Source organism: Bacteroides sp. ET225, from assembly GCF_024733745.1.
GTDB lineage: Bacteria > Bacteroidota > Bacteroidia > Bacteroidales > Bacteroidaceae > Phocaeicola > Phocaeicola excrementipullorum.
In genome coordinates this window covers 147785-168999 of the sequence record NZ_JANRHN010000005.1, presented here as the reverse complement: position 1 = coordinate 168999, position 21215 = coordinate 147785, and the positions used below count along the sequence as shown (strand labels likewise).

Annotated in this window: 16 protein-coding genes; 13 read left to right on the top strand and 3 right to left on the bottom strand. The window is 49.2% G+C overall.

The genetic code is table 11. The annotated features are described in order from the left end of the window. Window positions 1–227: 227 nt before the first annotated feature. From metG to NW212_RS04020, 9 genes are all read left to right on the top strand, one after another. Window positions 228–2270 (top strand): methionine--tRNA ligase, encoded by a 2043-nt coding sequence (gene metG / locus NW212_RS04060; RefSeq protein WP_258337360.1) that lies wholly within the window; start codon window positions 228–230, stop codon window positions 2268–2270. A 106-nt stretch (window positions 2271–2376) separates the two neighbouring features. Further along, window positions 2377–3822 (top strand): lipopolysaccharide biosynthesis protein, encoded by a 1446-nt coding sequence (locus tag NW212_RS04055; RefSeq protein ID WP_258337359.1) that lies wholly within the window; start codon window positions 2377–2379, stop codon window positions 3820–3822. Next, a complete protein-coding gene (locus NW212_RS04050; protein ID WP_258337358.1) occupies window positions 3819–4766 on the top strand; it encodes a glycosyltransferase in 948 nt (315 codons plus the stop codon). Before NW212_RS04055 ends, NW212_RS04050 begins: the two co-directional genes overlap by 4 nt. A 4-nt stretch (window positions 4767–4770) precedes the next feature. Further along, the gene (locus tag NW212_RS04045; RefSeq protein ID WP_258337357.1) at window positions 4771–5751 is read left to right on the top strand and encodes a glycosyltransferase family 8 protein; all 981 of its coding nucleotides are present in this window, start codon (window positions 4771–4773) and stop codon (window positions 5749–5751) included. Window positions 5752–5756: 5 nt separating this feature from the next. Then, entirely contained in the window at window positions 5757–6863 is a 1107-nt protein-coding gene (locus NW212_RS04040) for a glycoside hydrolase family 99-like domain-containing protein (protein ID WP_258337356.1), read from the top strand. Next, a complete protein-coding gene (locus tag NW212_RS04035) occupies window positions 6860–7975 on the top strand; it encodes a hypothetical protein (RefSeq protein ID WP_258337355.1) in 1116 nt (371 codons plus the stop codon). Before NW212_RS04040 ends, NW212_RS04035 begins: the two co-directional genes overlap by 4 nt. Next, window positions 7927–8898, top strand: coding sequence for a glycosyltransferase (locus NW212_RS04030; RefSeq protein WP_258337354.1), 972 nt, complete (start codon window positions 7927–7929; stop codon window positions 8896–8898). The genes NW212_RS04035 and NW212_RS04030 overlap by 49 nt, the downstream gene beginning before the upstream one ends. A 69-nt stretch (window positions 8899–8967) precedes the next feature. Beyond that, window positions 8968–10233, top strand: a complete 1266-nt coding sequence (locus NW212_RS04025; RefSeq protein ID WP_258337353.1) for a glycosyltransferase family 4 protein — start codon at window positions 8968–8970, stop codon at window positions 10231–10233. Then, on the top strand, window positions 10226–10975 hold the full coding sequence (locus NW212_RS04020; protein WP_258337352.1) for a glycosyltransferase family 2 protein: 750 nt from the start codon (window positions 10226–10228) through the stop codon (window positions 10973–10975). The genes NW212_RS04025 and NW212_RS04020 overlap by 8 nt, the downstream gene beginning before the upstream one ends. 5 nt (window positions 10976–10980) lie before the next feature. On the opposite strand, the gene NW212_RS04015 is transcribed toward NW212_RS04020, so the two are convergent. Continuing rightward, complete coding sequence (locus NW212_RS04015; protein WP_258337351.1) at window positions 10981–13482, bottom strand: YfhO family protein; 2502 nt, start codon at window positions 13480–13482, stop codon at window positions 10981–10983. A 97-nt stretch (window positions 13483–13579) separates the two neighbouring features. On the opposite strand from NW212_RS04015, the gene NW212_RS04010 reads away from it, so the two are divergent. Together NW212_RS04010 and NW212_RS04005 are read left to right on the top strand one after the other, a co-directional pair. After that, complete coding sequence (locus tag NW212_RS04010; protein WP_258337350.1) at window positions 13580–14275, top strand: 5'-methylthioadenosine/adenosylhomocysteine nucleosidase; 696 nt, start codon at window positions 13580–13582, stop codon at window positions 14273–14275. Window positions 14276–14280: 5 nt separating this feature from the next. Further along, window positions 14281–14760 carry an S-ribosylhomocysteine lyase gene (locus tag NW212_RS04005; protein WP_258337349.1) on the top strand — a complete coding sequence of 160 codons (480 nt, stop codon included), beginning with the start codon at window positions 14281–14283 and terminating at the stop codon, window positions 14758–14760. Window positions 14761–15001: 241 nt separating this feature from the next. Here NW212_RS04005 and NW212_RS04000 read toward each other — a convergent pair whose 3' ends face one another. Both NW212_RS04000 and NW212_RS03995 read right to left on the bottom strand, forming a co-directional pair. Next, window positions 15002–15637, bottom strand: coding sequence for a response regulator transcription factor (locus NW212_RS04000; protein ID WP_258337348.1), 636 nt, complete (start codon window positions 15635–15637; stop codon window positions 15002–15004). Next, window positions 15630–17534: an ATP-binding protein gene (locus NW212_RS03995; RefSeq protein ID WP_258337347.1), complete on the bottom strand. Its 1905-nt coding sequence runs from the start codon at window positions 17532–17534 to the stop codon at window positions 15630–15632. Before NW212_RS03995 ends, NW212_RS04000 begins: the two co-directional genes overlap by 8 nt. A 302-nt stretch (window positions 17535–17836) precedes the next feature. Between NW212_RS03995 and NW212_RS03990 the strand changes: the two genes are divergently transcribed. Both NW212_RS03990 and NW212_RS03985 read left to right on the top strand, forming a co-directional pair. After that, the gene (locus NW212_RS03990) at window positions 17837–19462 is read left to right on the top strand and encodes an Ig-like domain-containing protein (RefSeq protein WP_258337346.1); all 1626 of its coding nucleotides are present in this window, start codon (window positions 17837–17839) and stop codon (window positions 19460–19462) included. Window positions 19463–19490: 28 nt separating this feature from the next. Further along, the gene (locus NW212_RS03985; protein WP_258337345.1) at window positions 19491–21206 is read left to right on the top strand and encodes a PL29 family lyase N-terminal domain-containing protein; all 1716 of its coding nucleotides are present in this window, start codon (window positions 19491–19493) and stop codon (window positions 21204–21206) included. Window positions 21207–21215 lie beyond the last annotated feature (9 nt).

The following is a 21215-nucleotide window of genomic DNA, read 5'->3' as shown; positions in this document are numbered from 1 at the left end:
TCCCTAAACGGACGGAAACCGCAGCAAGCCCTGTCAGTGAGAACGACGATATTCCAGCATTCCGTCAGCAAATCCCCGTTTCCGGAAGATTTATGATTCCGCGCTTCGGGAGGCGGAACGCCAAAGACGGGGCAAAGCGCAAATTCTGCTTCCCTACCCCGCATTTATTCATTAATAATCTGTATCTTTGCAGAGCTAATATCGTATCAGGAAAAAAACAGAAATATATGGAAAAGAAATTCAAACGGACAACTGTCACCTCGGCTCTGCCCTATGCCAACGGACCGGTGCATATCGGCCACCTGGCAGGAGTCTATGTGCCGGCAGACATTTACGTGCGCTACCTCCGCCTGAAGAAGGAGGACGTACTCTTTATCGGCGGCTCCGACGAACACGGAGTACCCATCACCATCCGGGCAAAAAAGGAAGGCTGCACGCCGCAGGACATCGTAGACCGCTACCACACGCTTATCCGCGACTCGTTCAAGGAGTTCGGCATCTCGTTCGACGTGTACGGACGCACCTCATCAAAAGTGCACCACGACACGGCATCCGACTTCTTCCGCAAGCTTTATGACAAAGGAGAGTTCATCGAAAAGACCTCCATGCAATACTACGATGAAGAGGCCAAGACTTTCCTTGCCGACCGCTATATCACGGGAGAATGTCCGCGCTGCCATGCGCAGGGCGCATACGGCGACCAGTGCGAGAAGTGCGGCTCCACGCTTTCGCCCACGGAACTTATCAATCCGAAGAGCGCCATCAGCGGAAGCCAGCCGGTGATGAAGGAAACCACCCACTGGTATCTGCCGCTCGACAAGCACGAGGCATGGCTGCGCCAATGGATTCTGGAAGACCACAAGGAATGGCGGCCCAACGTGTACGGCCAGTGCAAGAGCTGGCTCGACATGGGACTTCAGCCGCGCGCCGTGAGCCGCGACCTCGACTGGGGAATCCCCGTTCCGGTAGAGGGAGCCGAAGGAAAGGTGCTCTACGTATGGTTTGACGCACCCATCGGCTACATCTCGAACACAAAAGAACTGCTTCCCGACTCGTGGGAGAAATGGTGGAAAGACCCCGAAACACGCCTCGTCCATTTCATCGGAAAAGACAACATCGTGTTCCACTGCATCGTGTTCCCCGCCATGCTGAAGGCGGAAGGAAGCTACATCCTGCCCGACAACGTGCCGGCAAACGAGTTCCTCAATCTGGAAGGCGACAAGATATCCACCTCACGCAACTGGGCGGTATGGCTGCACGAATACCTTCAGGATTTCCCCGGAAAGCAGGACGTGCTGCGCTATGTGCTCACCGCCAACGCGCCGGAAACGAAAGACAACGACTTTACATGGAAGGACTTCCAGGCACGCAACAACAACGAACTGGTGGCCGTATACGGCAACTTCGTGAACCGTGCGCTGGTGCTCACCCACAAATACTTTGAAGGAAAGGTTCCTGCCTGCGGCGAACTGACCGACTACGACAAGGAAACTCTCCGGGAGTTTGCCGACGTGAAGGTTCAAGTGGAAAAGCTGCTCGATGCATTCAAGTTCCGCGATGCACAGAAGGAGGCCATGAATCTGGCACGCATCGGCAACAAATACCTGGCCGACACCGAACCGTGGAAGCTGGCGAAGACCGACATGAACCGTGTGGCAACCATCCTGCACATTGCCCTGCAACTGGTGGCAAACCTCTCCATCGCCTTCGAACCCTTCCTGCCGTTCAGTTCCGAGAAGCTCCGCAAGATGCTGAACATGGAAAGCTTCAACTGGGAACAGTTGGGACGCACCGACCTGCTGGAGGCAGGACATGCGCTGAACAAGGCGGAACTGCTGTTTGAAAAGATTGAGGACGAAACCATCCAGGCACAGATTGACAAGCTGCTCGCCACCAAGAAAGCGAACGAAGCCGCCAACTACAAGGCCAATCCGATCAAGCCGACCGTATCCATCGAAGACTTCGACAAGCTGGACATCCGCGTGGGCACGGTGCTGGAGTGCGAAAATGTGCCCAAGATGAAGAAACTGCTGAAATTCAAGATTGCCGACGGGCTGGAGAACCGCACCATCGTGAGCGGCATCGCCCAGCACTACAAGCCCGAAGAGCTGGTAGGCAAGCAGGTGCTGTTCATCGCCAACCTCGCTCCGCGCCAGTTCAAGAACGGCCTGGTGAGCGAAGGCATGATTCTCAGCGCCGAAAACTTCGACGGCTCGCTGGCGGTCACTTCCGTCTTGCGTGAGGTGAAGCCGGGCAGCGAAGTGAAGTAATCTTTTTATCCTGAAACGCAGATTAACGCAGATTTCCGCAGATTCTAAACATACAAAATCCGCGCTGATCTGCGTTAATCTGTGTTTCATCTTTTAATCTTGCAATATGCCCGAACAATCATTAAAGGAAAAGACCGCGAAAGGCCTGTTGTGGGGAGGATTAAGCAACGGAGCCCAGCAGCTGCTCAACCTTTTCTTCGGAATTTTTCTTGCGCGCATCCTTTCGCGCGCAGACTATGGAATGGTCGGCATGCTGAGCATCTTCTCGCTTATCGCCAGTTCGATTCAGGAAAGCGGGTTTACGGCTGCACTGGCCAACAAGAAGGCAATCCGGCACGAAGACTACAATGCCGTATTCTGGTTCAGCTCGCTGGCCGGCCTCACCCTCTATCTGCTTCTGTCGCTGTCCGCTCCCCTGATCGCAAGGTTCTACAACACGCCCGAGCTTGAGGCATTGTCGCGCTACTCGTTTCTCGGCTTCTTCATCTCAAGCCTGGGGACAGCCCAGAGTGCCTACATGTTCCGGAATCTGATGGTCAAACAGCGTGCCGTTTCCATGTTCGCAGGCCTCGTCATCTCCGGCACTGTGGGAGTCGTTCTTGCGCTCAACGGGTTTGCCTACTGGGGCATCGCCACACAAAACATCGTATATGTCGCTTCCGTCACTGCGCTCTACTGGCATTTTTCTCCCTGGAGGCCTTCTTTCCGCATCGACTTCAGTCCCTTGAAAGGAATGCTGTCCTTCAGCAGCCGCCTGCTCATCACCAACATTTTCGGCCACATCAACTACAACATACTGTCGGTCGTGCTCGGAAAATTCTACTCAGAGAAAGAAGTCGGCGACTTCAACCAGGCCAACAAATGGAACTACATGGGATATTCGGTCATCACAGGGATGATAAACGGTGTGGCACAGCCGATTCTCGCTAAGGTAGCCGACGAAAAGGAACGCCAGAAACGCGTATTCCGGAAGATGCTCCGCTTCACCTCTTTTCTCGCCTTCCCTTCACTGTTCGGCCTCTCGCTGATTGCAACAGAACTGATAACCATCGCCATCACGTCGAAATGGGCGGAAAGTTCCCATATTCTGCAGATGCTGTGCATCGGAAGCGCCTTTACCAGTCTTGTAGGCCTCTATTCAAATCTGATCATAAGCAAGGGAAAGTCACACATCTTCATGTGGAACACCATCATCCAGGGAATGGTACAGGTTGCGGCCATGATTGCCTGCCATCCTTACGGTATTCCCGTAATGATACGCTGCTATATAGGGATAAACATCCTCTGGCTGTTCGTGTGGCAGTATTTCGTATGGAAAGAAATCCGCCTGAACCTTTTCGAGGCTTTAGCCGACATCCTGCCTTTCTGCCTCACCGCAGGAGGAACCATGCTGCTGACCGGCTTTCTGGTCGGCTTATGCACCGAAAACATTTATCTCACGCTCCTCCTCAAGATTCTGTTTGCCGCCGCCATCTACACGTCGGTCATGTGGGCAAGCGGCTCGGTGACATTCAAGGAAAGCATCCAATACTTAATCAAGAAAAAGAAATGAAAACGGTTTCTGTGGTCATGTGCACTTACAACGGAAGCAAATACCTCCGTGAGCAACTGGATTCACTGATGAGCCAGACCTATCCGCTGCATGAGCTGATAGTACAGGACGACGGGTCGACAGACGGAACGGTTGCCATAGCCGAAGAATACCGGCAGCGGTATCCCGAAGCGAACATAACGGTTTTCCGGAACTCCCGCCAACTGGGGTTCAACCGCAATTTCTTCGACGCCTGCAGCAAAGCATCCGGAGAACTGATAGCCTGCTGCGATCAGGATGATATCTGGAGTGAAAGAAAAATAGAGATTCTGGCAAGGGCGATGGAAGAGAATGCACTGGTATTCCACAACTCGGTTCTGTTCAACTCGCAGGGAAGATTGGGAAAGTTGCACACCAGACAACTGCCAGCCTATCCAAGCTCGCTTTCCGCCCTCCTGATGCCGCAAAGCTTCGGACATCAGATTATGTTCCGGAAAGAAGTGCTCGGCCTGATCAAGCCGTTCCTTACACTGAACCTGTCATACGACTACTTCATCTATACCGCAAGCAGAAGCCTCGGGCGCATCAGATACATCAACGAACCGCTGGTCAGGTGGCGCAGGCACGACAATGCGGCAACTTTCTCCGGAAAGAAAAGGCAGGAAAGCAAACTGGACGGATATATCCGCGCAGTCAAAGCTTTATCTCTCAAGAAGAACAGAGAAACGACAAGGAAATACTTCACGCTATGTGTCCGACTCCATTTTGCCGACAAAGACACGCACAAGGCCGCCCTATTCATGAGCCGGGGCAGCCTTTGGAATATCCTCAAAACATGTTATCTTTGCCTGCGGCACAGAAAGGAGCTGGTTACTGACAAATCCGGAATCATACAATGCCTCCGGGCTTTCTTTATCCCCCTCTATTTTATCCGCGATTACGGATGCTATATTTTAAAAGACTGACAGCATGGACATCATACCTATATTCTTTACATTCAACAACTATTACGCCGTGCCCGCGGAGGTTGCCTTTCATTCTCTCTTGAAACACGCCTCCCGCGCATACAGCTACAGACTTTATGTGCTGCACACAGACGTAACAGAGTCATCCATGAGGAATATTGAAAAGGTTGTCGGCAGGTTTCCCCATGCCTCGGTTGAGTTCATCGACACATCTGCCTTTGACAGCGAGGAAATCCGACAGGCAAAAGGGCATTTTTCCAAAGAAATCTACTATAAGCTGATTGCCGCAGAGATCTTTCCCCAATACGACCGTATTATTTGCTCGGATGTTGATGTGGTGTTCATGGATGACATCTCTCCCTCCTTTTTCATGTTTCCGGACGAAAACTTCTACTTCGCAGGAGTCGGACAGGTTCTGGAAAGCAACCGGATGAAAAACTATCAGGGCAAGTTCAATGCCGCGGAAACAGAAGTGCTGAAGAAAGAAATAGCCGCGGGCTATTTGCTGATGAACCTGAAGTCAATCCGGGAAAATGACATGCAAAGACGACTGACGGATTTCTACAGGAAAAACTATCCGCGCCTCTGCCTGCCGGAACAGGACACGATCATATTGTGCTGCTGGCCGGATATACGCTACCTGCCGCTTGAATATGTCGTATGCAACAGCTACTATAAAATGTATGCACAAGGAGCTGCATTCTATAAGGACAACGACGGCTTTCCTAAAGATAAGGAACAGGCAAGGAAAGTGTTCACCCATGCATTGGAGCATCCGGTCCAGCTTCACTATGTAGGTGAAAAGAAACCTTGGAACAGCTGGGGAGTAATGAAGCAGCGGATATGGTTTGAATATCTGAATGAATCCGGATGCGTTTCGCACTTTATGCAAATGTTGCCTATCTTTGCAATCCGCAGACTGCGCAAATACAGCCTGAAACGTTTCCTCAAGAAAACAAATGAAAAACTTCGCACTAAACGGTAAATGATATGGATACAAACAAAATACGTGTCATCGCTTTTTATCTGCCTCAGTTTCATCCCACACCCGAAAACGACCGGTGGTGGGGAAAAGGGTTCACGGAATGGACCAATGTAGGAAAGGCCAAGCCTCTGTTCAAGGGACACTATCAGCCTAAAGTTCCTGCCGACCTGGGATATTATGACCTGAGAGTTCCGGAAACCCGAATCGAACAGGCTGAGATGGCCAAAGCCTATGGCATCGAGGGATTCTGCTACTGGCACTATTGGTTCGGCAACGGAAGGGAACTGCTGAAGCGTCCGTTTGAAGAAGTGCTGAAAAGCGGAAAGCCAGATTTCCCGTTCTGTCTGGGATGGGCGAACCACAGCTGGGAAGACAAGCAGTTCAGCAAGGACGGAACACACAGAATGCTGATGGAGCAACTGTATCCGGGAGATGAAGACTACATCCGGCATTTTCATTCGGTATTGCCTGCATTTAAAGACCACCGCTATATCCGCGTGGAAGGAAAGCCGGTCTTTCTGGTCTATTCGGCTTTCGAATTGCCCGACGCTCCTCATTTTATTGCTCTATGGCAAAAGCTGGCCGCTGAAAACGGACTGAAGGGGATTCATTTCATCGGGCATACGGCAAATATAGAAGACATTGAGCCGATGAAAGAGATGGGGTTCGATGCAGTCAACCTGGTCCGGCTCTTTCACTTCTTCAAACGCGACTATTCGCTGGCGGAAAGGGTGCGGCTGAAAATCATGAAGCTGTTCTTCAAACAGGGGCAGGCTGTTGAGTACAGCCGTGCCGCAAAATACTTCTCCGGAAAAGAAGACCTCAGAGAAGACTGCTACCCGACGATTATACCCAACTGGGACCACTCGCCACGTTCAGGGAGAAAAGCGCACATCCTTATCAACTCAACGCCGGAGAAATTCGAAAAACATGTCCGGACAGCTTTCGCGCATGTAAAGGACAAACCGGAAGAACATCGGATCGTATTCCTGAAATCGTGGAATGAATGGGCGGAAGGGAATTACATGGAACCTGACCTCAAATACGGGAAAGGGTATCTTGAGGCTTTAAGAAGAGCAATTACTGACTTCTCCAATAAGGAACAACTATGAACAAACTGAAAATAGCCCTCGTAAAGCAGGAAGTCTATCAGGACTTATACGTATGTTCTCATGAAGAACATGATCCGGCACGCATTTTATTCTCGTCACAAGGAAGAGTAGGCCCAATCGGACTAATGGCAGAGCTGGGAGCCGATTTCTATATCGTAAAGGAAGAGCCGGAACAGGAAACGCAGATCTACAGGAAGGTCATCCCGCACATCGCCCCTTACCTGCATCTTCTGAAAACCCAGACATTGGACAAGATTCCGGGACAAGAGTTCAAACAGCCGGGAAGCTCTCACGCAAACGGGGAATTTGCCGTCAGCTGCTATGACATCGACTGGGGAAAATACGACATTGTCATTTCCATCAACGTAAGCCTTCCCACTCATCTTGTCTTGAGTTACCCGAACACACTCTTCGGATACATGATCGGAGAAGCGAACATGGCTACAAGAAAAGCACGCTTCGGATATGACATCACGCTCAACCAGATGGCAAGAGGCATTGTCGCCGCACATTGCGGAGTTGTGGATTTTCCCTATACGTTTGTAGCCGGAAACACCCTGGAGCGTATCATGAAAGGGGCATTGAACCGTCCATCGCAAAAAAAGGGAATATTCATGGAAATAAATTCGACAAAAGAACGGCCTGTAACCCAAGTGCCCGCCCATTTCAAGCCATTGCAGGACAAAGGCTTTCAGATAATACTCCACAGACAAAGAATAGCCGAAAACCTGACATGCATTTACGACTCAAAATATTTTGTAAAAATGGGAGGGCGAAGCATCAGGGGAAACTCTGTCGCTGAAGCCATATCGTTAGGCTCACTCGCCATAATGAACCGCAATGAAGTGATCCACAAAGAACTGATCATTGACGAATGCAACGTAAAATCAATGGATGAGGCGGTCAGCCTCATCGACAAGATTGAAAGGAACCCGGAGTTATATAGAAAACTGCTGGACAAGCAGCGTGCTGTCGTAGACAAATACTTCTTTGAAGCGCCGCTGCAATCTCTTTCCAATTGCCTGACAGAAAAAAGAAACAACAGAAAGACATGCAAGTATGGATGGTTCGACAGACTGTCAGACCGTTTATGTTTCTTCAAAATCAAATGAAACCCATGGACAAGAATTACGCTCCGATATTACTCTTCGTATATAACCGCCCGGCACACACACGCAATATAGTCGAATCACTGCTGGCAAACAGCCTTGCAGGCCAGAGTGAACTGTTCATCTTTTCCGATGAAGCAAAAGATGAAAGCAGCCGTAGTGCCGTTGACGAAGTGCGCAAATATATCCGCCGGATAAAAGGCTTCAAAGAAATTCACATCACGGAAAGAAATGAGAACTGGGGCCTTGCCAAAAGCATCATTGCAGGAGTAAGCGAAATAATAGAAACATATGAGAAAGTCATTGTTCTGGAAGACGATCTGATTGTCGCTCCGTTTTTTCTCAAATTCATGAACGATGCTCTGACGGTTTATCAGAATGAGCCTAAAGTCGGACACATACAGGCTTGCGACTTTACGCAGGCTGCCGGCCTGCCAGACACGTTCCTCATCAAGTGGACAGGCAGCTGGGGGTGGGCAACATGGAAACGCGCATGGAAGCACTTCAACCCTGACGGAAAAGCACTGCTCGCTGAACTGGAAAGAAGGAAACTGACCTATACTTTCGATTTCAACGGGAAATACGGATACACCCGCATGCTGCGCAGGCAAACCGAAGGGAAAAACAATTCATGGGCTATCCGCTGGAATGCATCCCTTTTCCTGGACGACATATTGTCGCTGAATGTCGGAAAGTCATTGGTGCAGAACAACGGATTTGACGGCAGCGGAACCAATTGCGGAGGAGGAGGCCTTTACGCATCAAACTTATATATGCACGAATTGCCCGTAAAAGCCATCCGGCCCATTGAAGAAAACATGCAGGCCCGGCAAGCGTATGTCAGCTACTATGCACGGACCAACTCTTTCCTTGCCAAAGCCATCAGACGCATCAAGCGCACACTAAAAGGGGATTTCGGAGCATAAATGCACCTTGGAGCTAAAAATAATCCTCAAAAAAATTCTAACTTTGCAAGCAGAAAGAAAACACAACCTATGAGAGTACTTATTATCAATACTTCAGAGCGAATCGGGGGAGCAGCCATTGCAGCAAGCCGCCTTATGGAGGCTTTAAAGAACAATGGCATCAAGGCCAAAATGCTGGTCCGCGACAAACAGACAAACCAGGTTACCGTGGTAGCACTGAAGAAATCATGGAGACGCATCTGGCAATTCCTGTGGGAACGCATCGTCATTTGGGCTTCAAACGGGTTTCATCGGAAAAACCTGTTTGCCGTTGACATCGCCAACACCGGTACAGACATCACTTCCCTGCCCGAGTTCCGCCAAGCTGATGTCATCCATCTCCATTGGATAAACCAAGGCATGCTTTCATTGGAAGACATCAAAAGAATTACAAAGTCGGGAAAGCCCATCGTATGGACACTGCACGACATGTGGCCGTTTACCGGAATATGCCACTATTCGTCTGAATGCGACAAATACAAAACCCATTGCGGAAACTGCCCCTTATTGCTGAAGCCGCACAAGCACGACCTGTCACACGTTATTTTCAGAAAAAAGCAGCAACTGTTTGAACAGGCTTCCATCACTTTCGTTGCATGCAGCCGCTGGCTGGAATCGCTTGCCAAACAGGCCACACTCCTTCAGAAACAGACAGTCACCAATATTCCCAATGCCATAAATACAAACATCTTCCGCCCGCTGCCGCACAAAAGAGCCATACGGGAAAAGCTGCGTCTTCCCGCCGACAAAACGCTCCTGCTATTCGGATCCATGAAAATCTCCGACAAGCGAAAAGGAATAGACTACCTGATTGAAGCATGCAGAATATTGGCAAGGGACGAACAGGAACTAAGCGGCCGGCTGGCCGTTATCGTGCTGGGAAGCCATGCCGAACAATACACATCCTTATTCCCTTTTCCTATCTACAACATGAACTATGTCAGCAATGAAAAGGAGCTGGCGAACATCTACAATGCAGCAGATCTGTATGTAACTCCGTCGCTTCAAGACAACCTGCCCAACACCATCGTAGAAGCAATGGCCTGCGGAGTACCCTGCATCGGCTTTAACGTCGGCGGAATACCGCAGATGATCGACCACCTGCACAACGGATATGTTGCCCAGTATAAATCGGCAAAGGATCTGGCCAATGGCATCAGTTGGACACTCACTGAAGGCAATTACGAAACGCTCAGCTCGGAGGCACGGCGAAAAGCGGCCACAACCTATTCGGAAGCAACCATTGCCAACCAATACATAAAAATATATAACCACATTACAGCGAACAATGCATAACACCCGTCTTCATCCCAAGTTCTCTATCATCACTGTTACATACAATGCCGGAGCAACGCTGGAAGATACCATACAAAGTGTCATCACCCAGACATACAGGAATCTGGAGTACATCATCATTGACGGAGGATCAAAAGACCGGACACTGGAAATCATCGAACAGTACAGGCCTCATATACACAAGGTCATCTGCGAACCGGACAAAGGGCTGTATGATGCAATGAACAAGGGAATCAAACAGGCGACGGGCGACTACATCTGTTTTCTGAATGCGGGGGATGAACTGCATGAGGATGACACCTTGCTGCTGATGGTGCATTCCATTACAGAAAGCACCTTGCCTGACGTGCTGTACGGCGAAACAGCCATTGTAGACGAAGAAGGGCACTTCGTGCGCATGCGCCGCCTGTCGGCTCCGGAGCACCTCACATGGAAAAGCTTCAAAAGCGGCATGCTGGTATGCCATCAGGCCTTTTTCGCACGGCGCGACCTGGCAGAACCTTTCGATCTAAGATACCGGTTCTCCGCAGATTTTGACTGGTGCATCCGCATCATGAAAAAGAGCCAGACGCTTCATAATACACATCTGACTCTTATAGACTATCTCAACGAAGGAATGACGACACGCAACCACAAGGCATCATTAAAGGAACGGTTCCGCATCATGTGCAAATACTACGGATACATCCCGACCGTATTGCGCCATCTGGGATTTGCCGTCCGGGCAATCACCAAGAAATAGCCCGGTCAGCTCTGCTGCCGTTTGCACTTACGCACTTGCAGGAGAATAACAGCAAGCAGCCCTATAGCCAGAAGTCCCAGCGCTATGAAAGCAACAGTTTCGGTTGCGTGCAAGGATACGGGATCGAACACAAACTCTACCGAATGCTTGCCTGCCGGAACATTCATCGCACGCAAGATGTAATCGGCTCTCCCGTGAACGGCTGGCTCGCCGTCGATATACGAACGCCAGCCGGGATAATAGATTTCTGCGAACACAAGCGTTCCGCCTTTTTCTGAATTGACCTCATATTTCAACAGATTCGGTTCATAGCTGACCAGCTTCACGCTACGCAGACTGTCGCCGGCATTCGTTTCCTGCCTGACCTCTGCAGCAAACTTCTTGTCTACCACAGCCACCTTTCCCGGATTGACATGATGCAGGGCTTCGATTTCCTCATTGGCATTATCCACATAATTCACCTCATCAACAAACCATGCGTTCCCCAAAGCATAAGGATTAGACAACGGAGCCGTGGCCCCTCCCTGCAGAGGGACAATGATGTAACGGGTGTTGAGCATGTTCAGAACCGGTGTCAACGAATCGCCGGACAACGCCAGATCGCCGTTCGTTGCCTGAATCTCCTTGTACAAAGAAGCCATCTCTCCCTGGATATGTTCATCAATCACTTCCTGATAACGGCGCAGTTTTGCCGCGTGATAACCGCCTATGCTTTTATGCCAATACGACGTGTTGTTTTCGTTGAAGGTATTTGTCGACAGATTCAGCACACGGTAGTCAAGCGACTTGTCCTGCAGAATCAGCTTGTCCGTTTCCGAAGGCTGGAGGAAAGGCTGCATCTCTGTGCCTTTTGCCACAAACTGCCCGTCATACAGGTAACGCTTGTTCACATTCCACATGTCTATCAGACACAACAGCGCCAGCAGACCGATAAGAGGTTTCGCCTTCAGTTTTCCGGCACAATACGACCACAGGCAAACGGCGCCAATCAAAACGATAAAGAAGCTTCTCCATGCGTCAGAAGTAAAGATTGACTTACGCACCTCTTCCAGATTCAGCAGAAGCGGAGCCAGCTGGTCAGAAGGGATTGCGCTTTGAAGCGCGCTCATCTCAGCCGAAGACACATACGAGGGGAAGAAGAAAGCAGGAGCCAGAGCAAACAGCAAGGCAATGCCGCCAGTCAGGACAAAGCTCCCGTAAAACACGTTCGGACGTTCTTTCAACAGCTGCGGACGCTGAACCACTTCCTTCAGGGCCATCATGGCAAGCAAAGGTATCGTAAACTCAGCGATGACCAAAATAGAAGATACAGCACGGAATTTGTTATACATCGGCACGTAGTCGATGAAGAAATCGGTCAGCCCCATGAAGTTCTTGCCCCAAGACAGGAGAATCGAAAAGACCGTACCTGCCAGCAAGGCCCACTTCATCGGCCCCTTCACGACAAACAGGCCAAGCACAAACAGGAACATGACAAACGCTCCTGCATAAACCGGACCGGACGTTCCGGGCTGCTCCCCCCAGTACTGTCCCAATTGGCCGTAAAGACCGATATAGGCAGGGTCGGCCTTTTTCATCGCTTTTTCGTTCTGAGCCAGCGGTACAGAGGCTCCGCCCTTCACGTTGGGCACAAGCAGTGAAAACGTTTCACCGATCCCGTAGCTCCATTGAGTGATGTAATCCCGCTCCAGTCCGCTCCCGGTCTGGTTGGAAGACTGTTCCTTCACCAGTTCGCTCTTGCCGCGCATACTCTCCTTACTGTACTGATAGGTATGGTACAGATTGGAAAGATTGACACATACCGCCAGCACACCCGCAAGAGCAAGAATGCCCGTACCTTTGACAAAAGAGGCGAAACGCTTCTCCTTCCAGGCAATCACTCCGTAGGCTACGGCCATAAAAAGCATTACGAACAAAAAGTAGTAGGTCATCTGCAGATGGTTCGACACAATCTGCAAAGCCGCAAACAATGCCGTAACGATTCCTCCTGCAAGATATTTCCCCCGGTAAACCAGCACCATACCGGCTATGGTAGGCGGTATATAGGCCAATGTGACAAACTTCCATATGTGTCCGGCTGCTATGATTATGAAGAAATAAGACGAGAAAGCCCATACGATAGCCCCCAGTGCCGACATCCACACCTTGAAGTCAAAGGCACGCAGCAGTATATAGAATCCGAGCAGCATCACAAAAACATACCACACGTAAGTGGGCAAGTACAGATGATACAGCTTCTGCACAACATTCAGCGTGTCAGTAGAGTCATAGCTGGGCGCCATCTGGTAAGTCGGCATTCCTCCGAAGATCGCATTTGTCCAGCGTGTCCGCTCCCCTGTATGTTCAAGATATTCCTGCATTTCACGCCCCGAGCCGATGCCGGCCACCGCGTCATGCTGGGCAAGGATCCGCCCCTCAAATACTGCCGGACAGAAGTATGCGAACGAAATAAGCGCAAAGAGCACAATCGCCGCAATATCCGGAAGAATTCTCTTTAATCCTTTCATAAGAACAACTGTTTATTAGGTTTATATTTTCAATCGGCAAAGATAACACAATAGTCCATGAAAAATAGTAACTTTGCCCCGAAAATCATTTGAATACATGAAAATAGGAATCATTACGGCCATGTCTTCCGAACAGAAACAACTGGCCAACCAACTTGAGGACAAGACAGAAAGCAAGAAGGGTCCGTTCTCGTATATCGAAGGAGCTATCAGACGAAACGAAGTAATCCTCACGCAATGCGGAATCGGAAAAGTAAACGCTGCGGCAGGAACCGTGGAACTGATACGGAACTTCCAGCCCGACTGCATCATCAGCACCGGAGTGGCCGGAGGAATCGACTCGTGCCTGAACATCATGGATGTGGTGGCAAGCCGGCAAATAGTCTACCATGATGTATGGTGCGGAGAAGGCAACGCCTACGGACAAATACAGGGACTTCCCGCTTTCTTCCAGGGCAACGAAACACTATACGAGTGCGCGCTCTCGCTTGATACCGAAACTCCGATACACGGAGGGCTGGTCTGCACGGGCGACAAGTTTATCACCGACCGCAGCGAACTGAACGAGATAAAGAAAAACTTTCCCGAAGGGCTGGCCGTAGACATGGAATCGGCTGCCATCGCCCAGATATGTTATCTCTATAAAGTTCCGTTCATCAGCTTCCGCATCATCAGCGACACGCCGGGAGCAGACAAGCACTTCGAGCAGTACCTGAACTTCTGGGGCGAAATGGCCGACCGCTCGTTCCATGTAACCGAAACTTTCTTAAAAGCATTACCGAACAAACTATAACCGTCATGAAAAAAATACCAAGCTTTACAATCGACCATATCCGGCTGCTGCGGGGAATCTATGTGTCGCGCAAAGACGAAGTGGGCAACGAAACCGTCACCACATTCGACATCCGCATGAAAGAGCCGAACAGAGAGCCGGCATTGAGTCCGGCAGCCATCCACACCATCGAGCATCTGGCCGCAACATTCCTGCGCAACCATCCGGTGTGGGCTGACAAGGTTATTTATTGGGGCCCGATGGGATGCCTTACCGGGAATTACCTGGTGATGAAAGGCGACCTGCGCTCCGAAGACATTGTGGATCTGATGAAAGAAACGTTCCGCTTTATCGCCGGCTTCGAAGGAGAGATTCCCGGAGCCAGCGCAAAAGACTGCGGAAACTATCTGATGATGAATCTGCCCATGGCTAAGTGGGAAGCGGACAAGTTTCTGCACGAAGTGCTGGAAAAGCTTACGGAAGACAATCTCAACTACCCGCAATGACAAGCATTCAAATCCGGAAAAATGCCGTTTTGAACGGTTGGATTCCGGCGAAAAAAGTTTAATCCGCATCGTGGTCTATACAAACCACGATGTGGAATACAAAAACCACAGTGTCAAACATACAAGCCACACTGCGGTTTGCAGTTTTTTCTGCGAAATGTTGGAAAATAGAATCGCACTGTTATTCTTTCTTCTGTTTTTATAAAAATTCCGCCGAACCGGCACGCCGCTTCCATTCGCACTACAGCGGCCATCTCTTCCATTTGGCTATCAGTTCCGCTACATTCTTCGCCTCCAGTTTTTCCATGAGATGTTTCCGATGCGTCTTCACTGTATTCGGACTTATAAAAAGCCGTTCCGCCGTTTCAGATGTGCTCATTCCCTGTGACAGGCAGACCAGAACCTCCTTTTCACGAGAAGACAGCTCAGGCACTACAACGTGCGTTTCATCTGCAAGACAATTCTTCTTTTGCCTGGCCGGCAAAAAAAACCGATCAAAATAAGTACCCCCCTCCAGCAGAATGTCAACCGCCTTGCACAATTCGCTTACATCGGAATTCTTGGAAACAGCTCCATCTATACACAAATCCGACAATCTGGATGCCACCCAAGGCTCGTCATGCATAGAATAAATCAGGATGCGGCACCGGGGAGCGTATTTCCGCAGACAAGAAACGAGCTTCCGACTGTCTATCCCCGGGAATTCAAGGTCGATGATATACATGTCGAACACCTTGTCAAGCAATTTCTCAAGAGTTTCTGCATCGGAAACCCCCGTACAAGAAACATTCTTCCGCTGCAGGACAATCCTCTTCACCCCCTCACATACGATAGGATGATCATCCACCACCAGCACTTGCCATCCTTGCTCACTCATCTCCGCACAAATTAAATGTAAGGATAAAAACACTTCCCCCTACTGATGTTTCAAAATCCAAATGACCCTGGATGGCTTTCACCCTCTCACTGACCGTACGCAATCCGATACCTTGGTGATCTTCCTCAGAATTCCCGGTCATGCCTTGTCCGTCGTCAGTTACTTGCAGCCGACAACGGCCGGAAGCCTCGGAATGCAGGGAAATCTCAATCGTTGTCGCATTGGAATGCTTCACGGAATTCATGGTAAGTTCCTGCACGATACGGTACAATTCATATGCCGTCCGGGAAGGAATCTCGTCCCCTCCATATTCCATTTCAGAATGATAGACTACTTTACATCCCACATTACGGCTCACCGCCTCAGCATATCGGGAAAGAATCTCATCAAGTCCAGTCAGTTCAAACTCCGGAGGCATCAACTCATGCGAAATCGTCCTTACTTCTTCGCGCAACTTTCCGATTTCTCCAGACAGTTCCAGCGGAGATACGCCGGAAGAAGCTCCTTCAATCTTCAGCTGCAGCCCCAACAGCTCGTTGGCTATGCCATCATGCAGTTCACATGCAAAGCGCCTGCATTCCACCTCCAGACCTTCAATATAACGCCGCGCGGATTCCAGTTCTTTTTCCTGCTTCAGCCGTTCCACTCTCCGCTCAGCTGTCTTCTGCTTTTGGCGCACCGCCAGCAAGACCACAATAACCAAAGCCAGCACCACCGTCAGCGACACGGCAACCTTCAAGACCTCCGTTTCTTTCTCCAGCACCTGCTCCTGGAGGCGGCTGATTTTCAACTCCTGCTCCTGCGCATGATATCTGGCCTCAAACTGAGCCATCTGCTCCGCCAGGTTCTTCACCACTAGCGAATCGGTCCACATACGTGCACTGTCCATATAAACGAATGCCTTTTGATGCATCCCCAACTCATGATAGCAATGCGCCATGGCATCAAACAATGTGTGGAAATCCGTACCCGTCGACCTTCCTCTGAGCCATAGGAAATCATTCAATGCTTCGGTATACCGGCCTTGTTCCAGATACACCTTCGCCCTAGCCTGGATAAAGCCGATTACCGGAATAGAAGTTTCAGGCAGCTTTTCCAGCAGGCTGTTTCCAAGACGGAGATAATAATCTATCGAATCATTCTGTTTCTTCTGGCCGAAAAAACGAAAAAGCCCGGGGGTGCATCTTATCTGCCATTCCGGGTTCCCCTCCCCCTCGGAAGCCAGCCTCCATGCCTCCCGAATAGAGTGTCCGGCCTCATCTGTCTTACCCGCTTCCATCTTAATGCTTGCTCTTACCTGCCAGACACAAAACGTCACGTATTTGTCGTCAGTCTTCAATGCATGCGCCAGCGCACGGTCAATACAGATTTCCGCATCATCATACCGTTTGAGGTTAAAATAAAAGACACTAAGATTCATGTTCAGATGGGCCAGCCAACTCTCGTCATCATAACGTAAGGCAACATCAAGCGCCTTATTATAATAATAAACAGCCGAGTCTTGCATGTGTTTCCTGCGGTAGAGAATACCCAAATCATTGTAAACGCTGATGTGTTTCTCCAAATCGTCCACACGGGGAAGATAGGGCAATACCCGCTTTTTCATCTCAAAGCTCTTTTCCTCCTCCCCCACATAGATGAAAAGAGTAGCCTGCTCATTCAGCAAAACAGGATAAACGGAGGATCTCTCCACTTCTGGAATCGAGAAGACCCTGTCAAAATAATATTGGGCCGAATCGTATTCACCTTCCCCCATCAACGTAGCGGCCTTTTCATAAAAACGCACCAGCAATGTATCAACCGGACATTCTTCCGCCTCCAGTGCACCAGCCGAAACAAAGCAGCAGAACAGAAAAACAACGCGCCTAAATATCAAAGTCTGCATATGTGTAATCATTGAATCATTTCTATTTTCATATCTCCGATCCGGTCCGGATCCGGGAAAACATCAGCCTCTTCACGCTACGCATGAAACAGTCTATCTCCTTCGCCGGAACCTTAATTCCCCATCCAATACTATCGTACAGGCAAAGTAAACACTATTTATTTTTCCACACAAAAAATTATCATTCATTCCGACGTGCCAATGAACAATTTCTATACTGTTTTCCCAATAATGCAGCCAAAATCATCCTTTTGGGTGATATTTCGCCACGTTTAAATTTTATTTATTTGCAGAAACTTAAAATAATATGTCTTATGAATAGTAAATTCCACAATCTGTTCAAACTGATGACGGTCATCCTTTCAATGACGTTCATCGCCTGTTCTTCCGAAGACGAAGAAAATGTTGTTGCCGTGACACAAATAACAGTATCTCCTGCAAGCCTCGTTCTAAATGTGGGGGAAACAGAAGATCTGGAAGCAACCATACTCCCGGAAGAGGCTTCCCACGTAAGTGTTACCTGGAGTTCATCCGATGACAAGGTAGCTGCCGTATCACAAAATGGAACGGTGACAGGCGTATCGGAAGGAAATGCGGTAATAACTGCCTCGGCTGGAGGAAAAAGCGCAACCTGTCAGGTAACCATCGCCACTGAAACCATTGAGGTGGAAAGCATTGAAATATCTCCTTCTGCACTTACAATGACAGAAAAAGGAGAAACAGTCCAACTGACTGCAAAAATCACGCCGGAAAATGCCACCGACCCACAAGTTATATGGGCTTCGTCAGACGAAATGGTAGCTACGGTAACATCAGAAGGACTGGTAACCGCCGTAGCCGAAGGAAAAGCCACGATTACAGCTACTGCCGGAGAGAAAACTGCTTCCTGTGAAGTAACGGTAAGCATTTCCATCGCAGAAATTGAAGGAAACAAAGCTACAATCGACCTGACTGACGCTACCTCCGAACAGGTAATCCAATCTGTATCAGAAGCTTCTGCTGCCGGCGTGACACACTTTGTCATCATCGGGAACTATGCTGCACTAGATTTTGCCAACGCAAATCCTTTTGACGGCATAGCCATTGAAATGCTTGATTTGAGCGGAGTAAGCGGATGGCCATCGGTGGGCGGACAACCCGGGATGCCTGAAAAAGCATTCTACAAGCACGAACTGATACAAGAAATCATCCTCCCCGAAGAAGTGAAGACAGTCGGTGAGTATGCTTTCTACAAATGTACAGCCCTGAAAAAAGCAACTGCACCAGGAATAGAAACACTCACAAACTACGCATTCCAATATTGTACAGCACTGGAATCCGTTGATATGACTCAAGTAAAGAATATAGAAAAATGCGTATTCTTCGAAACAGCTCTGAAAGAAGCAAATTTCCCTCAAACCACTATCATAGGTGCCATGAGTTTCTATCATTGCACATCGCTCATCAGCGTGAACATGCCTGAACTGGTAACACTGGGAGAAGCTACAAAAGGCGACCAGACAAAGCGTACCGGAGCCGCAATGTTCTACGGATGCACCTCACTTGAAAATATTTCATTGCCCAAAGCCGTCACCATAGGAGATGAAGCATTCAATGGCTGCAAAACCCTGAAAGAAGTCAATCTTCCCGAAGCCACAAATTTCGGGATAGCCGTATTCTCATATTGCAACGCTCTTACTGAAATTGCATTGCCCAAAGCAAACTTCTTCAGCCAGGATGTATTCACAAACTGTCCTGCGCTCACAACCCTCAAACTGACATATCCTGGCTCCATCACGGTAGATAGCAGCACATTCGGACCGGTCAACTCGCAAACAAAAAACATAGACCTTACGCTCAACATCAGCAACAAATATCAGATACAGTCGATAGACGGCCCGCATGGATTTACATATCAATGGAAAAACCATCAATGGAAAAGCATTACATGTATTCCTTAAATAACGAATTTACATAAATAAATCTTTTATGAAAGCTAAAAACATTTGGGTGATACTATCACTCGCAGTATCTGCCGTTTCCTGCAGTAACGGCGATGAAGAAGCCAATCTTCAGGCGGTGGCTCTGGATATGAAAGAAAGCATCGACAATTTGAACCATGCCATCCCCTCTCTGCAGACGATAATTACAAAAATGGAGGACGGAGTCTATGCCACAAACATGGCAGCCGCAACAGACAATGCATATACGATAGATTTTTTGGACGCCACTTCGGTTAGGCTTGACAACAAAGAAAGCGCACTGCTGGTTGGAGTCGACAAAGATTCCGACAACAAATACTACTGGACACAAACGATCTGCGGAGAATCCACATGGCTGCTCGACGCATCGGGTAATAAAGCAGCCGTGTCAGGCGCAACCGGTTATCCCCAAATAAGAATCGATGAAAGCAACGTCTGGACGGTAAGCTATGACAACGGCAACACCTACACCAAAGTGCTGGACGCATCGGGCAATCCGATCAGTCTGACGGAAGACAACAAAAACCAAAAAGCTCCATTCCTAACCTCGGCAAAGACAGAAGACGAGCATATCATACTGACACTGGCCTCAAACGGAGAAAAAATAGAAATCCCTTATGACGCTCATGCTGTCATAGGAATCTCAGACAAGGATGCGGGAGAAACCCCATCCCTCACCGAAGAAGGCAACCTGAACATACCGCAACCTGCCTTCTACTTTGAGGAAGGTTCTGAGAACGATGTACTGTGCATGAGCCTTACAGGAATCCAGATACCGGAAACGGACGAATGGATGAAACTCTACGGGACCGGAGAAGCCGGACAAAACATTTGGCTGGAAGTGGACGGAGAACCGAAAGCCATCACCGTAATCAACGGAGAAGACATGGCACAGCCTTCACGCCGCAGCACAAATACAAGCTCACGGGCAAAAGCTGACATCGTATTTCTGGTGGACAATTCATCAAGCATGAGTGAGGAAGCTAATGCCATAGCAGAAGAAATCACGGAATGGTCTGAAACGCTGTCCCAAACGATGGATGTACGGTTCGGATGTGTTGGAAGTTCCACACTGTTCGTAAACGGCGCGATAGACATCACCACTGTTGAAAACCTGCATTCCTATCTGAATGACCGCGGGGTATCCGGGACATCACGGACACAAGGATTCGCCGAGAAATGGCTGGAAGATCTGGTACCGAACTATGGCACCGGAGGCAGCAGCTATGACGAATGCGGAGGAATTATGCTGCATTTCGCAGACGAAAACTTCACGTTCCGCCCGGGAGCCAACCGGATCTATATCCACTTCACGGACGAACCGAACTATCCAAACAAACGCCCGGAATGGTCTGTAGAATCTGTACACAAAGGCTATGAACACTATGACTGGGGAAGCACCCGCGGTACCATACACGTCGTTTTCAGCAATACGAGCAGCTATAAAGACGAAACATACTCATGGAGCACACTGACAAAAGAGAACCCCCGCAACTTCGCCAAATATACCGGAGGCACATGGATGGATGTTCCCAGCACGTTTCAAGGCGTTTCGCTTGATGACCTGAAAGTGACCGGAGCGATTACCAACTCATATATCATACGCATGAACGTCACGACCGATATGCTGACGGGAAAACACACGGTTCGGATTGTCATCAAGTCAGAAAACGGCGACTACCAGGCTGAAATGATTTACACCGACGTGGAATTTACTCACTAAGAAAAACAT

Coding starts and splice junctions, on each gene's coding strand:
- NW212_RS04055 (WP_258337359.1), top strand. CDS start 2,377: ATGCCCGAACAATCATTAAAGGAAAAGACCGCGAAAGGCCTGTTGTGG.
- NW212_RS04005 (WP_258337349.1), top strand. CDS start 14,281: ATGAAAAAAATACCAAGCTTTACAATCGACCATATCCGGCTGCTGCGG.
- NW212_RS03995 (WP_258337347.1), bottom strand. CDS start 17,534: ATGATTACACATATGCAGACTTTGATATTTAGGCGCGTTGTTTTTCTG.
- NW212_RS04015 (WP_258337351.1), bottom strand. CDS start 13,482: ATGAAAGGATTAAAGAGAATTCTTCCGGATATTGCGGCGATTGTGCTC.
- NW212_RS04020 (WP_258337352.1), top strand. CDS start 10,226: ATGCATAACACCCGTCTTCATCCCAAGTTCTCTATCATCACTGTTACA.
- NW212_RS04000 (WP_258337348.1), bottom strand. CDS start 15,637: ATGAGTGAGCAAGGATGGCAAGTGCTGGTGGTGGATGATCATCCTATC.
- NW212_RS04050 (WP_258337358.1), top strand. CDS start 3,819: ATGAAAACGGTTTCTGTGGTCATGTGCACTTACAACGGAAGCAAATAC.
- NW212_RS03990 (WP_258337346.1), top strand. CDS start 17,837: ATGAATAGTAAATTCCACAATCTGTTCAAACTGATGACGGTCATCCTT.
- NW212_RS04025 (WP_258337353.1), top strand. CDS start 8,968: ATGAGAGTACTTATTATCAATACTTCAGAGCGAATCGGGGGAGCAGCC.
- NW212_RS03985 (WP_258337345.1), top strand. CDS start 19,491: ATGAAAGCTAAAAACATTTGGGTGATACTATCACTCGCAGTATCTGCC.
- metG (WP_258337360.1), top strand. CDS start 228: ATGGAAAAGAAATTCAAACGGACAACTGTCACCTCGGCTCTGCCCTAT.
- NW212_RS04040 (WP_258337356.1), top strand. CDS start 5,757: ATGGATACAAACAAAATACGTGTCATCGCTTTTTATCTGCCTCAGTTT.
- NW212_RS04030 (WP_258337354.1), top strand. CDS start 7,927: ATGGTTCGACAGACTGTCAGACCGTTTATGTTTCTTCAAAATCAAATG.
- NW212_RS04010 (WP_258337350.1), top strand. CDS start 13,580: ATGAAAATAGGAATCATTACGGCCATGTCTTCCGAACAGAAACAACTG.
- NW212_RS04035 (WP_258337355.1), top strand. CDS start 6,860: ATGAACAAACTGAAAATAGCCCTCGTAAAGCAGGAAGTCTATCAGGAC.
- NW212_RS04045 (WP_258337357.1), top strand. CDS start 4,771: ATGGACATCATACCTATATTCTTTACATTCAACAACTATTACGCCGTG.